Here is a 17062-nt window from a genome sequence, read left to right as displayed (position 1 = left end):
TTGTCAAATAAATATGATTAAGTATGTTTGTATCGGATTAGGTACAAAAAAATATTTTTCTATGTTGACAAGCAATAACAGACAAATCAAACTGCAACCCAAACACCGGGATCAATCAGGCAGTCATACAGTAGTACCGTGGCTCAATATCAGCGGCGTGTGGTTGGAAGAGTTGGGTTTTAAAGTGGGAGATATGGTAAAGATTACCACCCGTGACAGGCTGCTTATCATAGAACCACTTGAAGGTACGGAGCAGGCAGCGCATGAATATAAATCCGCGTTGCAGGAAATGAAGCAGACGCTGAAAAAGCTGGCGCAATGAATATAGCGGAGATTAAGCAGCAGCTTACGTTATCGGCTGTATTGCAGCATTATGGCTTAAAACCAGATAAGCATCTGCGGTTACACTGCCCGTTCCATGATGATAAAACGCCTAGCCTGCAGGTGTACTATAAAACGCATACCTGTTATTGTTTTAGTTCTAACTGTAAAACACATGGCAAGGCATTAGACGTGATCGATTTTGTGATGCATAAGGAAAGCTGCAGCAAACATGAGGCTATCCAGAAATGCAAACAATTAATCGGTGGCCCCGTATATCAAACTTACGTTCCCTCACCGCCCGGTATATCTATACTGGGCAATATGTTTATCTATTTTAGGAATGCCGTACATCACAGCAAACCAGCGCAGGAGTATATACGCAGCCGCGGACTGGATGCTACTGTTTTAGAGATAGGTTATAATACGGCGCAGTTCCATCATGGTAATCGTAAAGATGCCAGCCTTATCGGGCCTTGTGTGGAAGTGGGGTTGTTATCGCCGTGGGGAACCAATACCCGTGAAGGTGGGCAGGCGTATAAGCCTTTTGCCAAGTATTGTATTGTGTTCGCGTTGCGAGACAGCAGTAACCAGGTGAGTGGCCTTTACTTCCGCAGTACCATTAACGATGATGATCAGAAACACTTTTATTTAAAAGACCGTCGGGGTCTTTATCCCGGTTATCCTAAACCGGAAACGCAGCGTTTAATCCTTACGGAAGCTATTATAGATGCAGCCACCTTACTACAGCAATCCGCTATAACAAAGGATTACAGTGTACTATCCTGCTACGGTACCAATGGTTTTACAAATGAACACTGGACGGCAGTAAAATCTTTATCAGGCTTACAGGAAATCATTTTTGCTTTTGATGGTGACGAGGCAGGAAATAAAGCGGGAGCTAAATACGCGGCGCAGCTGCGGGAGCAGCTGCCGCATATTGTTATTACTAGATTGAATCTTCCTGCTGGCGAGGATATAAACAGCATGGCTTTATCCCATGAACCGGATATTTTTGTTCACCTGCTTAGTGAACGAACCGATTTTTTTCTTTCATCTGAAAAAATAACACCGGAACCCGCTGCGGTGGCTGCTGAAAAGAGGCCATCACCTGGTGGTCTGGATACTACGAATCCTTATAAACTCTGCTATAGTACGGAGCGTGTATCTTATTATGTGCAGGGCGGTATCGGTAAGCAGCTGGATAGTATGAAAGTGACGCTGGTAATAGAACGGAAGGATAACAGCCAGAAAAGCCGTAACAAGCTGGATCTGTACGAAGATAAACAGCTGGATAAACTGAGCAGGGAGGTCAGCGAAAAGCTGTTGCTGGATAAATCCTTACTGGAAGCGGATTTATACCGGTTGGTGGATCTGCTGGACGAGTACCGGGAAAAGGATCTTATTAAACCTGGTGGTGATAATGGGTCTGTTACAGGTGTGTACCCGCTTACGTTACAGGAACGTACAGCAGCAGAGAGCTTTTTAAAGGAACCGGATCTGCTAACCAGATTAAATGACCTGTTAGGTCAGGCGGGTATAGTAGGAGAGGGAAACGAACCGTTTATTTTTACTACTTATTGCCATCAGTTATAAGATGCCCGAAACCCTGCACGCACTGATACAGGGCAGTAGTGGCAGCGGAAAGACCCGGTTACTAAAACAAATATCTGATTGCATCCCGCAGGAAAAAGTCACCAAACTAACCCGCGTCAGTGATAAGGTATTATATAATTACCCGGAGCATTATTTTGTAAACCGGTTGCTATGCCTGGAAGATATAGACGGGTTGAGTGAAGAAGCAGAATTTGCGTTTAGGGAGCTACAGAGCAATGGAGAGCTGAACAGCGCCACCAGTATCAAGCTGGATAACGGACAGATTACCAGCGGCCAGAAAACAGTAAAAGGGCCTATTGCCTCCCTTGCGTGTACCACGCGGGGAGAAATTTATGAGGATAATATGAGCCGTGTGTTCCTGCTGGCTGTTGATGAAAGTACAGATCAGACCAGCCGCATTATTAACTACCAGAACAGTAAGGCATCGGGGGAGATCGACGGTAAGAAAGAGCAGGAAACAAAACAGGTTATACAAAATCTTGTGCGGTGTTTACAGCCATGCCAGGTGATTAACCCCTATGCCAGTAAGCTACAGTTACCACAAGATGCGCATAAGATCCGTCGTTTAAATGATCTGTTTTTAAACTTTGTAAAAATGGTTACACTGGTACATCAGTACCAGCGAAAAAAAGATAGTAAGAGGCGTTTAATCACAGAAATATCCGATCTTGAAGCGGCAGTTGATATTATGTTCGATAGTATTGTGCTGAAAGTTGATGAACTGGATGGGAGCCTGCGACAGTTTTTTGAACAGCTGAAGTGTTGGCTGCGCAAGGAATACGGCGAAAACTATAAAACGGCTGTCTTTAGTCTGCGGGAAGTTCGTCAGGGAATGCGCTGTAGTAAAATGCAGGTGTTCCGTTGTTTTAATGATCTTAGCCGTCTGGAATATGTTCGTCAGCAGGGCGGTCATGCTAATCGTGGATTTACCTATCAGGTAATCTATTGGGATAATTACGAAGCCTTACGGGCAAGGGTGAAGCAGCACCTGCAAGTGCAAATCGATCTGCTTAAAAATGTTACGCCAGCCCCCTCTATGTTACACCAGTGAAACACCAGCGAAACGCCAGAATCCTCTGCCATAGCCAAAATATGCGCTGGCGTAACGCGTGACAAAAAAGTGCTCAAGCCCTACTTTAGAAAAACGTCATACTTATACCAGAATCGCCATACCGTTAACCCATCCTTTTATTTTATCACAAAATAACATCATTAGTTATGTACCAGATCGTAGATAGTTTTAAAAGCTATCTGTCCGTACTGGGATACAGTAGCACTACGCAAAGTATGTTGCCTGCGTGTATCCGTGATTTTTTGGAGTACGGACAGTATAGTAGTATAGGAGAGATCCAGCCAGTGGATATTAGTATGTTTTATGAATGGTTGTATATGCGGCCGTTAAAGCGTGGTGAAGGGGCATTAAGCGAAATGATGATCAGTCATTACATGTATGCCTTGAAGGTATTTTTTAGCTGGCAACTTGAAACCGGAGCTATTATCCGTAATCCTGTTAGTGTATTGAAGTTTAAACGGCCAGGGCGTGGCCACCGGGAACCCTTAACAGTGGCAAAAATACAAACCTTGTTTGCAGCAGCAGCCACCTGCAGGGAGCATGCTATGCTTCACCTGTTTTATAGTTGCGGGCTAAGGCGTAGTGAGGCGGTACGGTTACAGTTATCCGATGTTCACTTCCGGCAGCGGTTACTGTATGTAAGATCGGGCAAGGGTGACAGACGGCGGGTGATCCCCTTAACGGACAGGGTTGCGGTTAGTCTGGAACAGTATGTATTACAGGAGCGTGGCAAAGCCCGGTACACCGGTACTGCATTTATGCTTAACAGCAAGGGTAAGGCTATGCGAGGTAATAGTTATGTCGCCTTGCTTAAATCTTTACTGCGCAAAGCAGGTATGCGTAAGGATATCAGCCCTCATTATCTGCGGCATAGTATAGCTACCCATCTTTTACAAAGTGGTATGAGCATGGAATATGTACGTGACTTTTTAGGGCATAAATGCCTTGAATCCACGCAGATCTATGCCCGGACGGGATCACATCAATTACAAGTCTTATGACATTATATGAATATCTTGAAAAGCATTATACGCCTGCTACGGCGGAAAGTTATCATCGGGAAATCACTATTTTTTTAAGCAATTACACAGCTGCGCAGGTGGCTGGCTATGCAGAGCTGATCAGTTACCTGGGTGTTTTACGTGAGCGTTATAATAACGCCGCTACCTTAAACCGCATCCTATGCAGTATTAAGGTGTACTATGATTATTTATGTAGTATCGGCAGCCGCAGTGATCATCCGGCGCGCTCTATCCTGTTACGTGATCAGCGCAGCCGTGACGTGCAGTTGCAGGATCTGTTTACCGGGGAAGAACTGGAAAGATTATTGGGCCGTAAAGAGCGTTATCAGGCGTTATATTACCGAAACCGGGTGTTAATGGGGTTGCTGGTCTATCAGGGATTAAAGCCGCAGGAAATGGCCTTATTATCGATTACAGATATTAATCTGGAAGCGGGCAGCATCTACATAAAATCTACTCCTACCACTAATAGCCGTACCTTATCGTTAAAGCCCGGTCAGATCCTGTTACTATATACCTGGTTGCAGCAGGTGCGCCCGCAGTTGTTAAAGGGCGCCACAAGTGATGCGCTGCTGATCGGCCATAGAGGAAAGCCCATGAGTGCGGATGATATAGTAAAGCATGTAATCAGGAGTTACCGGAATATGTATCCTGAACGGGTAGTAACGGCGCAGGCTATACGTGGTAGTGTGATAGCTAATCTGCTGGTTCAGGGTCATGATATTAGTGTTGTGCAGCAGTTTGCAGGGCATAAGTATCCGTCCAGCACTGAACGGTACAGACAAAGCCAGGTGGAAGCATTAAAAACTGCGATAGAACAATATCACCCAATGAAATGAAGAAAATGTTTTATTATTGTTAGCTGGTTCGATCCGCTCGGAACCTCTGAGAGTGCCTGAAAGGTCTTGGGGGTTCGAATCTCCTCCTTCGCACGGTAGTACGACAGACTCTGACTCTGTTTGTCCTGGGTTCGAGCCCCAGGGGGGGCACATGTATTAAAAGGAGTGAAATGAATAGGAGTTCAACTCCTAACAGGTATCCCTAACGGGAGTTATTTTGAACCGCTGGAAAGCCCATCAAGGGTTCGAATCCCTCTCTCTCCGCCAATAAACCCTATTCTCTTTTTAATGAGCATCTGACTACGGATCAGAAGGTGATCAAGTCCACGTCAAAGGCAGGTATAAAGCGTGTTAAAGGCTAGTGACATTGCTTCGGAATAACATATCCCTGCTACTCACCATAAAGCCCTGTTGGGTTAAGCGGTCTCACTGCGGGCTAGGTCGGCAAAAAGGCGCGCCAGTCCTACGCTTGCCCCTTCCGCTGCGCTACAGGGGCTGCGCTTCGTCCTGTCACGCTTTTTGCGCTCCCTTCGCCCTCCGTTCGGCCAGCTCCCGGTATGGCTAAGGAGGTGTTTTAATATTGGTTGCCTTTATGCCCGCCATCCCTTCGCTGTCCATTTTGTCCGCCCCCCGCCGTCCCCCCTGGCCTTCCATTTTTGATTTTGCCGTCCGCTGGCGCTCCCGGCGAGATATAGGTCGAAGGCGCGGCCTGCTGGTGCTCCGTGCATCGCCAGGCCCCTCCGCTGCGCTCCGGGGCCCGGCTCGCACTCTCGCCCCAGCGGCCAGGGGGGAATGGCGGTGTGGGGCGGCAGACCGTATGTTAGGGCGACAGCATATAGCCATCAGCGTTATACCATTACCCAGCGGGCGAAGAATAAGACTGCGCGAACACCAGCGTCAGTACCCTGATCAGCTGTAGTACTATCTTGCTTCCGTCCTGGTAAGATGATGTGGTCAGCAGCAGAACATAGGCTGGACGGTAGTTCTATGGCTATCGTTAGAATATAACATCAGCAGTAGTAACACATCATCTTACCAGGACGGCGCCTGCATTTTACCCGCCTGTATTTTTTTCTTTCAAATGAAAAAACAGATGAAAGAAAAAGCTATATATTTATAGGAGTTCTTTGAGCATGCCGTTAGGTAGCAGCTGGAGGGTTAGGAAGTGGGCATTGGGAGGAGTTTATAGGTATGGGTTTAATGGGAAGGAGAATGATAATGAGGTGAAGGGGGAAGGGAATCAGATAGACTACGGAATGCGTATCTATGATCCGAGGATAGGAAAGTTCCTTTCTACAGATCCTCTAACTAAACAGTATCCACATTATACGCCCTATCAGTTCGCAGGAAATACGCCGATACAAGCTATCGATCTGGATGGTGCTGAGGAATATCATTTTACCTATATAAAAGGTAAAGATGGTAATACATCTCTTCATTACCTAGGCAAGACAGATGTTATTGATAAGGTTGTTGCAAGTTATAGAAGTTCTCACAGTACATACAATGATGCACCAGTTCCTGTTTATGAAACCCGTGTGAATCAACGTCAATTATTTACCGTACATGATGTTTACAGGGAACCAATAGATCGACATGGAGGATTAGATCCAAATCAGTCGCAGGAGTGGAGAGATTTTGATATAGGAACAACCTATAATTCTTTAGATGATTTTTCGCGTAGTAAGAATGGATCTAGGTCTTTTTCTGATAGGCTTGCAATAACTGCAACACAGTTTGGCCCAGCAATGGGGCCAGAAAATGCGGCATTACCAGCAGGTGGTTTAGGTGGAGGAGGAAAATTATCAGATATAGAGAGGAAGATTGTAGCTCAATCACGGCAAATTGTTAATGCAAAGGAGTTTAATGTTATAAGGAAGGCATTTGAAAAGGGGGTAGAAGTAGAGGTTAATATTAAAGGTACGAAAGTTTTATACAATCCGGAATGGACTTACTCAGAAGCAATGACATTAGAAAATGAAGGATTTATGTTAGGGCCTAAAGCATTTAATACTGCTTCAGGAGGTGTTGAGCATACAGTAATATGGGAAACTAGCAGGTTGTATAACCAAACGAGTAAAAGTTTAGGTGTTGGCGAAGGTAGAGGTTATACGGATTTTGCTCAGAAAACTGCCGATAAGTTGTTACCTTATGTTAAGAAGAAATAATTATGGAAATCAGAATAAAAAAATGGATTGAAGCAGGAGAGATCTTAGCCAAAGATCCAACAGCTATTGTAATTTGCCCAGCGTGTGGGAAGGGACGATTGCTAGTGAAGGATGAGCCAATTTCTGGTCTAGATGCGGTTGATCGATATTTAGTATGTGATAACTGTGGTAAATATAGTGTAATATCAAGGCTTAAGATTACTAAATCTTGATATGCTATAATCCCATAAATGATAAAACCCGGTCGTCGACCGGGTTTTATCATTTATGGGCAAATGCCTTCTTCGTCCTGGCGTTTTGTAACAGGCTATCAATGGTATATAAAATACAGTGTTTATCTTCTTCAGGCAATGAGCTGATCTCATTAAGGCGCTGCAACATAGCAGGATCTTTAAATGTATTACTGTTGGCAGCTTCGCCCAGTAAGTAACCTACAGTCGTGTCCAGGAGTCGGGCTAAAGTTTTAGCGACTTCAATGGAAGGTAGCATCTCATCACGTTCATACTTACCGACGACAGTATAAGAAGTCTTCATCTGCTTTGCCAACTCTTGCTGGGAAAGGCTTTTAGCCTCCCTGCACTCTCTTACTCTTTTACCGAAAGTAGCCATTTTTAAACTGGATTAGGTACTAAATGACCGTATAATACGGTGTTTGTACAAATATATAGTACTTAAAGACTACAGAAAAATCTGAAAAAGTTTGTCAAATAAATATGATTAAGTATGTTTGTATCGGATTAGGTACAAAAAAATATTTTTCTATGTTGACAAGCAATAACAGACAAATCAAACTGCAACCCAAACACCGGGATCAATCAGGCAGTCATACAGTAGTACCGTGGCTCAATATCAGCGGCGTGTGGTTGGAAGAGTTGGGTTTTAAAGTGGGAGATATGGTAAAGATTACCACCCGTGACAGGCTGCTTATCATAGAACCACTTGAAGGTACGGAGCAGGCAGCGCATGAATATAAATCCGCGTTGCAGGAAATGAAGCAGACGCTGAAAAAGCTGGCGCAATGAATATAGCGGAGATTAAGCAGCAGCTTACGTTATCGGCTGTATTGCAGCATTATGGCTTAAAACCAGATAAGCATCTGCGGTTACACTGCCCGTTCCATGATGATAAAACGCCTAGCCTGCAGGTGTACTATAAAACGCATACCTGTTATTGTTTTAGTTCTAACTGTAAAACACATGGCAAGGCATTAGACGTGATCGATTTTGTGATGCATAAGGAAAGCTGCAGCAAACATGAGGCTATCCAGAAATGCAAACAATTAATCGGTGGCCCCGTATATCAAACTTACGTTCCCTCACCGCCCGGTATATCTATACTGGGCAATATGTTTATCTATTTTAGGAATGCCGTACATCACAGCAAACCAGCGCAGGAGTATATACGCAGCCGCGGACTGGATGCTACTGTTTTAGAGATAGGTTATAATACGGCGCAGTTCCATCATGGTAATCGTAAAGATGCCAGCCTTATCGGGCCTTGTGTGGAAGTGGGGTTGTTATCGCCGTGGGGAACCAATACCCGTGAAGGTGGGCAGGCATATAAACCTTTTGCCAAGTATTGTATTGTGTTTGCGTTGCGTGACAGCAGTAACCAGGTGAGTGGCCTTTACTTCCGCAGTACTATTAACGATGATGAACAGAAACACTTTTATTTAAAAGACCGTCGGGGTCTTTATCCGGGTTATCCTAAACCGGACACGCAGCGTTTAATCCTTACGGAAGCTATCATAGATGCGCCACATTACTACAGCAGTCCGCTATTATAAAGGATTACAGCGTATTATCCTGCTACGGCACCAATGGGTTTACACAGGAACACTGGACGGCCGTTAAATCTTTACCAGCCTTACAGGAAATCATTTTTGCCTTTGACGGTGACGAGGCAGGAAATAAAGCTATTGCTAAATATGCGGCACGGCTGCGGGAGCAGCAGCCACAACTTGTTATTACTACGTTAGCCCTTCCTGCTGGTGAGGATATAAACAGTATGGCTTTATCCCATGAACCGGATATTTTTGTTCACTTGCTTAGTGAGCGAAAGGAATTTTTTCTTTCATCTGAAAAAATAACACCGGAACCCGCTATGGAGGCTACTGAAAAGGAGCTATTACCTGGTGGTCTGGATATAACGAATCCTTATAAACTTTGCTACAGCACGGATTATGCTTTTTATTATGTGCAGGGTGGTATTAGTAAGCAGCTGGATAGTATGAAAGTGACGCTGGTAGTAGAACGAAAGGATAACAGCCAGAAAAGCCGAAACAAACTGGATCTTTACGAAGATAAGCAGGTGGAGAAAGTGAGCAGGGAGGTGAGTGAAAAACTGTTGCTGGATAAGTCCTTACTGGAAGCGGATTTATACCGGTTAACGGATCTACTGGACGAGTACCGGGAAAAGGATATTAAACCGGGAGGTGATAATGGAGCTGTTACAGGCGTGTATCCGCTTACGTTACAGGAACGCACTATCGCAGAAGATTTTTTAAAAGCCCCGGACCTGATGGACAGACTGAATGATCAGTTGGGGCAGACAGGTATAGTAGGGGAAGAAACGAACCGTTTATTTTTACTGCTTATCGCCATCAGCTATAAGATGCCTGAAACCCTGCACGCGCTGATACAAGGCAGCAGCGGCAGCGGAAAGACCCGGTTACTAAAACAAATCTCGGATTGTATCCCGCAGGAGAAAGTAACGAAGCTCACCCGTGTTAGTGATAAGGTGCTGTATAATTACCCGGAGCATTATTTTGTCAACCGGTTGCTATGCCTTGAAGATATAGACGGGCTGAGTGAAGAAGCGGAGTTTGCGTTTAGGGAACTACAGAGCAACGGAGAGCTGAACAGTGCTACCAGCATCAAGCTGGATAACGGACAGATCACCAGCGGCCAGAAAACAGTAAAAGGGCCTATTGCTTCCCTTGCCTGTACTACGCGGGGAGAAATCTATGAGGACAATATGAGCCGTGTGTTCCTGCTGGCAGTAGATGAAAGCGGGAATCAGACCAGCCGTATTATTGGTTATCAGAATGATAAGGCCTCCGGGCAGATCGATAATAAGAAGGAACAGGATACAAAACGTTTTATACAAAACCTTATCCGTTCCTTAGAGGTGTATCAGGTCATCAACCCTTACGCCAGTAAGTTACAACTGCCGCCTGATGCGCATAAAATCAGGCGCTTAAACGATCTTTTTTAAACTTTGTAAAAATGATCACCCTGGTACATCAGTACCAAAGAAAAAAAGATAGTAAAGGCCGTTTAATCACAGAAATAACCGATCTTGAAACGGCAGTTGATGTTATGTTCGATAGTATTGTGTTGAAGGTGGATGAACTTGATGGGAGCCTGCGGCAGTTCTATGAGCAGCTGAAAGGGTGGCTGCAGCAGCAACATGGTGATAAATATCAAAATGCGTCGTTTGGCCTACGTGAAATCAGGCAATCGTTGAAGTTCAGTAAAACACAGGTGTTCCGCTATGCAAGTGATCTAACCCGGTTGGAATATATACAGATATGCGGAGGTCATATCAACAGAGGTTTTACATACAAACTCAGTTATTGTGATAATTACCAGTTGCTGCGTGAAAGAATCCGTAATTATCTTGCTTCTCAAATACAGTCTATCAGGGCGTCTGCTCATTATGGAACGCTGGAACCCTTGCCAGTGTTGAAATAAGTTTTTATCCGGAACGCTAATAACTAAAAATGGAACGCCACGGAACGCCAGTGGAACGCTGTAATCCTTACCCATACTGAAAAATAGCCCTGGCGTTCCGCGTTCCAAAAAAGTACTCAAGGCCCCTTTTTAAAAAACGTCATACCTATACCGAAATCGCCGTACCGTTAACCCCTCTCTTTATTTTATCACAAAATAACATCATTAGTTATGTACCAGATCGTAGATAGTTTTAAAAGCTATCTGTCCGTACTAGGGTACAGCAGTGGTACGCAAAGTATGCTGCCTGCGTGTATCCGTGATTTTTTGGCGTATGGGCAGTATAGCAGTATCGGAGAGATCCAGCCAGTGGATATAAGTAAGTTTTATGAATGGCTGCATGAACGGCCGTTAAAGCGTGGTGAGGGGGCTTTGAGCGAAATGATGATCAGTCATTACGTGTATGCGTTAAAGGTATTTTTTAGCTGGCAGCTTGAAACCGGAGCCATTACCCATAATCCTGTTAGTGTATTGAAGTTTAAACGGCCCGTGTGTAATCACCGGAAGCCCTTAACGGTGGCAGAAATACAAGCCCTGTTTACTGCAGCTGTCACCTGCAGGGAACATGCTATGCTTCACCTGTTTTATAGTTGTGGGCTAAGACGCAGTGAGGCAGTACGATTACAGTTATCGGATGTTCACTTCATGCCGCGGTTACTGTATGTAAGGTCAGGTAAGGGTGACAGGCGTCGGGTGATCCCTTTAACGGTCAGGATTGCTGTCAGTCTGGAGCAATATATATTACAGGAGCGGGGTAGGGCCAGGTACACTGGTACTGCGTTTATGCTTAACAGCAAGGGGAGGGCTATGCGAGGTAATAGTTATGTTCTCCTGCTTAAATCTTTACTGCGCAAAGCAGGTATGCGTAAGGATATCGGCCCACATCATCTGCGGCATAGTATAGCCACCCATCTTTTACAAAGTGGTATGAGCATTGAATATGTACGTGACTTTTTAGGGCATAAATGTCTTGAATCCACGCAGATCTATGCCCGGCCCGGATCACATCAATTACAAGGCTTATGACATTATATGAATATCTTGAAAAGCACTACACGCCCGCTACGGCGGAAAGTTATCACCGTGAAATATCCATCTTTTTAAGCAATTACACAGCTGCGCCGATGGCTACTTATGCAGAGCTGATAGGTTACCTGGTTGTTTTACGTGAGCGTTATAATAATGCCGCTACGTTAAACCGTATCCTATGCAGTATAAAGGTGTACTATGATTATTTATGTTGCACCGGCAGCCGTGATGATCACCCTGCGCGTTCTATCCTGTTAAGAGATCAGCGGAGCCGTGATGTACAGTTGCAGGATCTGTTTACCGGGGAAGAACTAGAAAAGCTATTGGACCGCAAAGAGCATTATCAGGCGTTATATTACCGTAACCGGGTGCTAATGGGGCTATTGATCTATCAGGGGTTAAAGCCGCAGGAAATGGCCTTATTATCTGTTACAGATATTAATCTGGAGGCGGGAGGCATCTACATAAAATCTACCCACATAACTAACAGTCGTACATTATCACTAAAGCCCGGTCAGATCCTGTTGTTATATACCTGGTTGGAACAGGTGCGGCCAAAGCTGTTAAAGGGCGCTGATAGTGATGCGTTGCTGATCGGCCACAGAGGTACGCCCATGAGAGCGGATGATATAGTGAAGCATGTACTGCGTAGTTATAAAAACGTATATGCTGATCGGCGTGTAACGGCGCAGGCTATACGTGGTAGCGTGATAGCTAACCTGCTGGCTCAGGGCCACGATATTAGTGTGGTGCAGCAGTTCGCGGGGCATAAATATCCATCCAGCACGGAGCGCTATAAGCAGAGCGGGGTAGAGGTGTTGAAAGCGGCGATAGAACAGTATCATCCGATGCGGTAATCCCGGTTGCTACAGGTATGCAGTATTGCTTCTACTGACCATAAAGACCTGTTGGGTTAAAAGGTCTCACTACGGGCTAGGTCGGCAAAAAGGCGCGCCAGTACTCCGCTTGCCCCTTCCGCTGCGCTTCAGGGGCTGCGCTTCGTCCTGTCACGCTTTTTGCGCTCCCTTCGCCCTTCGTTCGGCCAGCTCCCGGTCTGGCTAAGGAGGTGTTTTTAATATTGGTTGCCTTTATGCCCGCCATCCCTTCGCTGTCCATTTTGTCCGCCCCCCGCCGTCCCCCCTGGCCTTGCATTTTTGATTTTGCCGTCCGCTGGCGCTCCCGGCCAGATAAAGGTCGAAGGCGCGGCCTGCTGCGGCTCGCCCTCGCTGGGCCCCTCCGCTGCGCTTCGGGGCCTGCGCTCTGGCTACCGCCGCAGCGGCCAGGGGGGAATGGCGGTGCGGGGCGGTAGACCGTATGTTAGGGCGATAGGATAACCATCAGCGTTATAACATTGCCCAGCGGGCGGGAGAATAAAGCGCGCGAACATCAGCTTCAGTACCCTGATCAGCTGTCTGCTATCTTGCTTCCGCCCTGGTAGACAGATGATGTGATCAGCGTTAGAACATGGGCTGGACGTTAGTTCCCTGATCAGCGATATAACATACTATCAGCATCAGTAACACATCATCTATCTGCCAGGACGGCGCCTGCATTTTACCCACCTGTATTTTTTTCTTTCAACTGAAAAAAACAGATGAAATAAAAAGCTATATATTTATGGGAGTTCTTTGAGCAAGCGATCTGGTAGCAGGTGGAGGGTTAGGAAGTGGGCGCTGGGGGGAGTATATAGATATGGGTTTAACGGGAAGGAGAATGATAATGAAGTGAAGGGAGAGGGGAATCAGCAGGATTATGGATTACGAATCTATGATCCGCGAATAGCAAAGTTCTTGAGTGTTGACCCTATAACTGCGCAGTATCCAGAGTTAACGCCTTATCAATTTGCAAGCAATACTCCCATTACAGCGATAGATCTTGATGGTTTAGAAAAATATGATTTTAGAGGGGCTAAGGTTAACAAATTGAGTTATGAAAATCGACGTTGGTATCAAGACCCATTAGGTGTATTTGGGTCAAACTCTCTCAGAAGTGCATGGAATCAAGGTGTTGATGCTGTACAACTTGATGCAAATTTTGCAGCCGATCCTAAGGGAACAATTAGCAGCATGAAACAAGGTATCATCTCTGCTGTTTTTAGGGGGCTGCAATGGTTAAGCGAAACAAGTGATGATGACAAGGCTGATTTTGTACGCAAAGAGGTAACAAATGTTCATAACTATGAAGACATTGCAGGTAGCATTATTTTAGGGAAAGTAGGGGCGTCAAGAAGTAGTGGACTGTCTTTAGGGGGAGATGCTGTAGGTGAAGGCTTAACGCTGTTTAAAAAGGGTAATACTGGAGTTTATTCTGGTTTAGAGGTGCCGATGCGCTTAAAAGAGGTAAGAAAAGTTGCACAGGAGGCGGGAGTAGGGCTTAAAGGAGTTAAAATTAAGATTGATAGAGATGCCTCAAAAATGGCTAGTGGCTTCCCTTATCTTGCTAGTGCTCAGAAAGATAGAATCACCTTGTTTCCCAGAGCCTTTACTAATTATCGCACACTTGTAGAAACATTAGGCCATGAAAGAACTCATGTTATGCAATATCGTATATGGGGAACAAATCCATCGAGTGAAATGATAACAAATTTTGAGAATGCTGCCTATAATATAGAGGGAACTTTTTGGAACTATTATAAAACAAATAAGAAGTAATGGATAAGATTTGGGAATCAATTATTTTTCGGGCTTTAAGAGGCGAGAAAAATGTACCCTCCCCATTTGCTAAAGATGGTGTTATTGAATCATTGTTTGTAGTAGTTAAAGAACAAGGTACAACTAAACTAGGGTATGGTTTTTTGTGGTGTTCAGTAACGTTTAGAGGAATCCATCTTTCAAGAATGGAGGTTCCTGACTACTTACATCCTGTAACTATCGATGAATTGAAAAACATAAAGTTGCCAGATATTAAATTTGAGCATTTAAAATAGGATTAAGTAGAAATTTTTTTAATAAATGAACCCCAACCGTTAGGTTGGGGTTCATTTATTTATGATAAGTATGCCTAGCTTTAGCATCACGTATAAACATATCCAGTAGTTTAAAGGCATCAGCTTTATCCTGGTCATTTAGTTTTTGTATATCCATAATCCTATCCAGGATGGTTTGGTCAAGTAAAAGATCGGTATTGCCTACCAGGTAATCAAGAGAAACATTGAGTGCTGTTGCAATCTGGGCTGCCATCTCGATAGAGGGTTTTACCTCATCACGTTCATATCTGCCAATTACGGCGCCATGTACGCCTACTTTTTTAGCAATCTCCTCTTGGGACATTTTTTTGTCCTTTCTCACTTCAGTAAGCCTTTTGCCAAAAGTAACCTGCTTCATATGTGTAGTAAAAACAACGGTTAAGATGATGTTTTGGCAAATGTAGGAAACATAAATATCGTAATCAAATGTCGGCTCCCCCATATTTCGGCCGCAAGAATTAGAGTTATAAATTAATTTGAGGTCCCCCCATTTGTCGGGTCAGTGTGAGATAGAGAAAGCCGGGCTATCTAAAGATACAAAACTGATGGGAAAAAGATGTCTTTTCTGATGCCGTTGGTTTATATTCTACTGCCGCAAAAGACGTCTTTTTATCATCAGGATTTATTTTTATTTCTACCATCTCAATATTCGTTCTGTTTGCAATTGGCTACAAACTGAGCAGGTGTTAGCTCGTTTAATGAGCTATGTGGTCTAAAGGTATTATACTCTTGTACCCAGTTGCTAATTTTCTCATAGGCATCATCCAAGGATAAGAACCAGTTTACGTTTAAGCACTCATCCCTGAATGAACCGTTGAAGGATTCTATGAATGGGTTGTCTGTAGGTTTACCTGGTCTAGAATAGTCCAGCACAACCTTGTTTTCATATGCCCATCGATCAAAATCCTTCGAGATAAATTCACTTCCATTATCGACTTGTATCCGTTTTGGGACGGTGCCATTCTCCCGCTTAAGAGTTTCCAGAGCCTCCACTACATCTATCCCCTTGATGGATTTCCCGACCCGGATCGCATGGCAGTAGCGACTAAAATTATCGACTATAGTTAACGACCTGAATTTACGTCCGTCGAAGAGAGCATCGGCTACGAAATCCATGCTCCAACATTGGTGTAAATTAGTGATATTGGGTCTTTCCAGACGGTGTGCCGCTGATTTATTCCTTCGTGGTCTTTTGCTGCGTAGGTTAAGCCCTTCTTCTTTGTAGATCCTATGAATCCTTTTATGATTGTCCTTAAACCCCTCTCTGCGTAACAGTATGTAAATCCGCCACATCCCATATCTGACCCTCGCCTCTGAAATCTCGCGCATTCGTTGGCGAAGGTGCCGATCTTCTCGGCGGCGCGAACGGTAATGCCAATTGGACCAGGGCATGCAAACTACGCGGCAGGCTCTTCGAAGGGATACCTGGTAGTCGGCAGTTAAATGGGTTACCAACTGCCGTAGTTGACGGGTTTTCAAAGATTTTTTTTTAGCACATCCTGCAACATCTGTTTGTCCAGGCTTAAATCTGCGACAATCTGCTTCAGCTTCGCATTTTCGTCCTGAAGTTGCTTCAGTTGCCTTAGCTCACTCATTCCAAGTCCTCCATACTTTTTCTTCCAGTTGTAAAAAGTAGCTTCGCTGACACCCATTTGCCGGCATACTTCTTGGACCTTTACACCACTGTCCGCCTGCTTAAGCGCAAACACAATCTGGCTTTCGGTAAATTTTGTTTTTTTCATGAGCAATTTTTCATGTTTAAATTATGAATTATTGCCCGATTTCTCTACTTTTCAATGGCCCGATTTATTGGGAGGAGGTCACTTCAGGTTAGTTGGTGCATAATCTTGCATTACTCATTAAAGCGTTGCAACGATAAATTTTATAAAAGCCGTATAACTTCATGAATAGTATAGAAAAGATAAAAGTGAAGGTTGTCGGAATAGCCTCTAATAAAGTGCTTAATCTTTTTAAGTCGGTATTAGATATAAAAGATAATGATATTGCTTTGTTCTGTAGTTTTTCAGAATTTGATATTCCTACTGGATATGAATTTAATCTTATTGAGGGCATGAATGGAGATGATATATCTTCTGAGAAAATTGTTCTTGAAAAGGTAAGCCAGGGATATATTATGCCATTTGATATGATACCTAGAGGGCATAAGACGATCTGCAAATTTTCTCTGTCTGGCAGTAGTATGGAAACTCTGCGCAGCATACTCCCAATAATTAATGATTGGTATGAATCAGATCTTTATGTATTCCTGAAATAAGTACAGGTTTTAAAATAACA

General features: G+C 44.3%; 18 protein-coding genes and 1 pseudogene. 16 read left to right on the top strand and 3 right to left on the bottom strand.

The window, feature by feature from the left end; translation table 11 throughout:
* Nucleotides 1-61 precede the first annotated feature (61 nt).
* The 6 genes from QFZ48_RS29085 (at nt 62) to QFZ48_RS29060 (ending at nt 7039) form a co-directional block, all read left to right on the top strand.
* A complete protein-coding gene (locus tag QFZ48_RS29085; RefSeq protein ID WP_429064961.1) occupies nt 62-322 on the top strand; it encodes a SymE family type I addiction module toxin in 261 nt (86 codons plus the stop codon).
* On the top strand, nt 319-1917 hold the full coding sequence (locus QFZ48_RS29080) for a CHC2 zinc finger domain-containing protein (protein ID WP_429064967.1): 1599 nt from the start codon (nt 319-321) through the stop codon (nt 1915-1917). The genes QFZ48_RS29085 and QFZ48_RS29080 overlap by 4 nt, the downstream gene beginning before the upstream one ends.
* Nucleotide 1918: 1 nt before the next feature.
* Nucleotides 1919-2989, top strand: coding sequence for a hypothetical protein (locus QFZ48_RS29075; protein WP_429064966.1), 1071 nt, complete (start codon nt 1919-1921; stop codon nt 2987-2989).
* 167 nt (nt 2990-3156) lie between these two features.
* A complete protein-coding gene (locus QFZ48_RS29070; RefSeq protein WP_429064964.1) occupies nt 3157-4011 on the top strand; it encodes a tyrosine-type recombinase/integrase in 855 nt (284 codons plus the stop codon).
* On the top strand, nt 4008-4871 hold the full coding sequence (locus QFZ48_RS29065; protein WP_429064962.1) for a tyrosine-type recombinase/integrase: 864 nt from the start codon (nt 4008-4010) through the stop codon (nt 4869-4871). The genes QFZ48_RS29070 and QFZ48_RS29065 overlap by 4 nt, the downstream gene beginning before the upstream one ends.
* Nucleotides 4872-6004: 1133 nt before the next feature.
* Nucleotides 6005-7039, top strand: coding sequence for an RHS repeat-associated core domain-containing protein (locus QFZ48_RS29060; protein ID WP_429065577.1), 1035 nt, complete (start codon nt 6005-6007; stop codon nt 7037-7039).
* A gap of 261 nt (nt 7040-7300) precedes the next feature.
* On the opposite strand, the gene QFZ48_RS29055 is transcribed toward QFZ48_RS29060, so the two are convergent.
* Entirely contained in the window at nt 7301-7648 is a 348-nt protein-coding gene (locus QFZ48_RS29055) for a helix-turn-helix domain-containing protein (protein ID WP_336388750.1), read from the bottom strand.
* Between the two features lie 152 nt (nt 7649-7800).
* Between QFZ48_RS29055 and QFZ48_RS29050 the strand changes: the two genes are divergently transcribed.
* The 9 genes and pseudogenes from QFZ48_RS29050 to QFZ48_RS29010 all read left to right on the top strand — a co-directional run bounded on the left by QFZ48_RS29050 (nt 7801) and on the right by QFZ48_RS29010 (nt 14728).
* On the top strand, nt 7801-8061 hold the full coding sequence (locus tag QFZ48_RS29050; RefSeq protein WP_429064961.1) for a SymE family type I addiction module toxin: 261 nt from the start codon (nt 7801-7803) through the stop codon (nt 8059-8061).
* On the top strand, nt 8058-8825 hold the full coding sequence (locus tag QFZ48_RS29045; RefSeq protein WP_429064960.1) for a CHC2 zinc finger domain-containing protein: 768 nt from the start codon (nt 8058-8060) through the stop codon (nt 8823-8825). Before QFZ48_RS29050 ends, QFZ48_RS29045 begins: the two co-directional genes overlap by 4 nt.
* Nucleotides 8819-8986, top strand: a pseudogene (locus QFZ48_RS29040) (toprim domain-containing protein); the annotation flags it as partial. The gene QFZ48_RS29045 and the pseudogene QFZ48_RS29040, both read left to right, overlap by 7 nt.
* Before the next feature lie 60 nt (nt 8987-9046).
* Nucleotides 9047-10255 (top strand): hypothetical protein, encoded by a 1209-nt coding sequence (locus tag QFZ48_RS29035; protein WP_429064958.1) that lies wholly within the window; start codon nt 9047-9049, stop codon nt 10253-10255.
* A gap of 11 nt (nt 10256-10266) precedes the next feature.
* Nucleotides 10267-10734, top strand: coding sequence for a hypothetical protein (locus QFZ48_RS29030; protein ID WP_429064957.1), 468 nt, complete (start codon nt 10267-10269; stop codon nt 10732-10734).
* A gap of 210 nt (nt 10735-10944) precedes the next feature.
* Nucleotides 10945-11799: a tyrosine-type recombinase/integrase gene (locus tag QFZ48_RS29025; protein ID WP_429064956.1), complete on the top strand. Its 855-nt coding sequence runs from the start codon at nt 10945-10947 to the stop codon at nt 11797-11799.
* Nucleotides 11796-12659: a tyrosine-type recombinase/integrase gene (locus QFZ48_RS29020; protein ID WP_429064954.1), complete on the top strand. Its 864-nt coding sequence runs from the start codon at nt 11796-11798 to the stop codon at nt 12657-12659. The genes QFZ48_RS29025 and QFZ48_RS29020 overlap by 4 nt, the downstream gene beginning before the upstream one ends.
* A gap of 771 nt (nt 12660-13430) precedes the next feature.
* Nucleotides 13431-14453: an RHS repeat-associated core domain-containing protein gene (locus tag QFZ48_RS29015; RefSeq protein ID WP_429064952.1), complete on the top strand. Its 1023-nt coding sequence runs from the start codon at nt 13431-13433 to the stop codon at nt 14451-14453.
* Nucleotides 14453-14728 (top strand): hypothetical protein, encoded by a 276-nt coding sequence (locus tag QFZ48_RS29010; protein WP_429064950.1) that lies wholly within the window; start codon nt 14453-14455, stop codon nt 14726-14728. Before QFZ48_RS29015 ends, QFZ48_RS29010 begins: the two co-directional genes overlap by 1 nt.
* A 55-nt stretch (nt 14729-14783) precedes the next feature.
* Here QFZ48_RS29010 and QFZ48_RS29005 read toward each other — a convergent pair whose 3' ends face one another.
* Together QFZ48_RS29005 and QFZ48_RS29000 are read right to left on the bottom strand one after the other, a co-directional pair.
* Nucleotides 14784-15209 carry a helix-turn-helix domain-containing protein gene (locus QFZ48_RS29005; RefSeq protein WP_429064948.1) on the bottom strand — a complete coding sequence of 142 codons (426 nt, stop codon included), beginning with the start codon at nt 15207-15209 and terminating at the stop codon, nt 14784-14786.
* Between the two features lie 200 nt (nt 15210-15409).
* A protein-coding gene (locus tag QFZ48_RS29000) for an IS3 family transposase (protein ID WP_394349268.1) occupies nt 15410-16509 on the bottom strand; the annotation gives its coding sequence in 2 pieces (ribosomal slippage) (nt 15410-16254 and nt 16254-16509; 1101 coding nt in all).
* Nucleotides 16510-16670: 161 nt separating this feature from the next.
* Here QFZ48_RS29000 and QFZ48_RS28995 point away from each other — a divergent pair.
* Nucleotides 16671-17042 (top strand): hypothetical protein, encoded by a 372-nt coding sequence (locus tag QFZ48_RS28995; protein ID WP_429064946.1) that lies wholly within the window; start codon nt 16671-16673, stop codon nt 17040-17042.
* Nucleotides 17043-17062: the final 20 nt, after the last annotated feature.

The organism is Chitinophaga sp. W2I13, from assembly GCF_050434005.1.
In the GTDB taxonomy this organism is placed as follows: domain Bacteria; phylum Bacteroidota; class Bacteroidia; order Chitinophagales; family Chitinophagaceae; genus Chitinophaga.
This window is presented reverse-complemented; position numbering and strand designations above follow the sequence as displayed.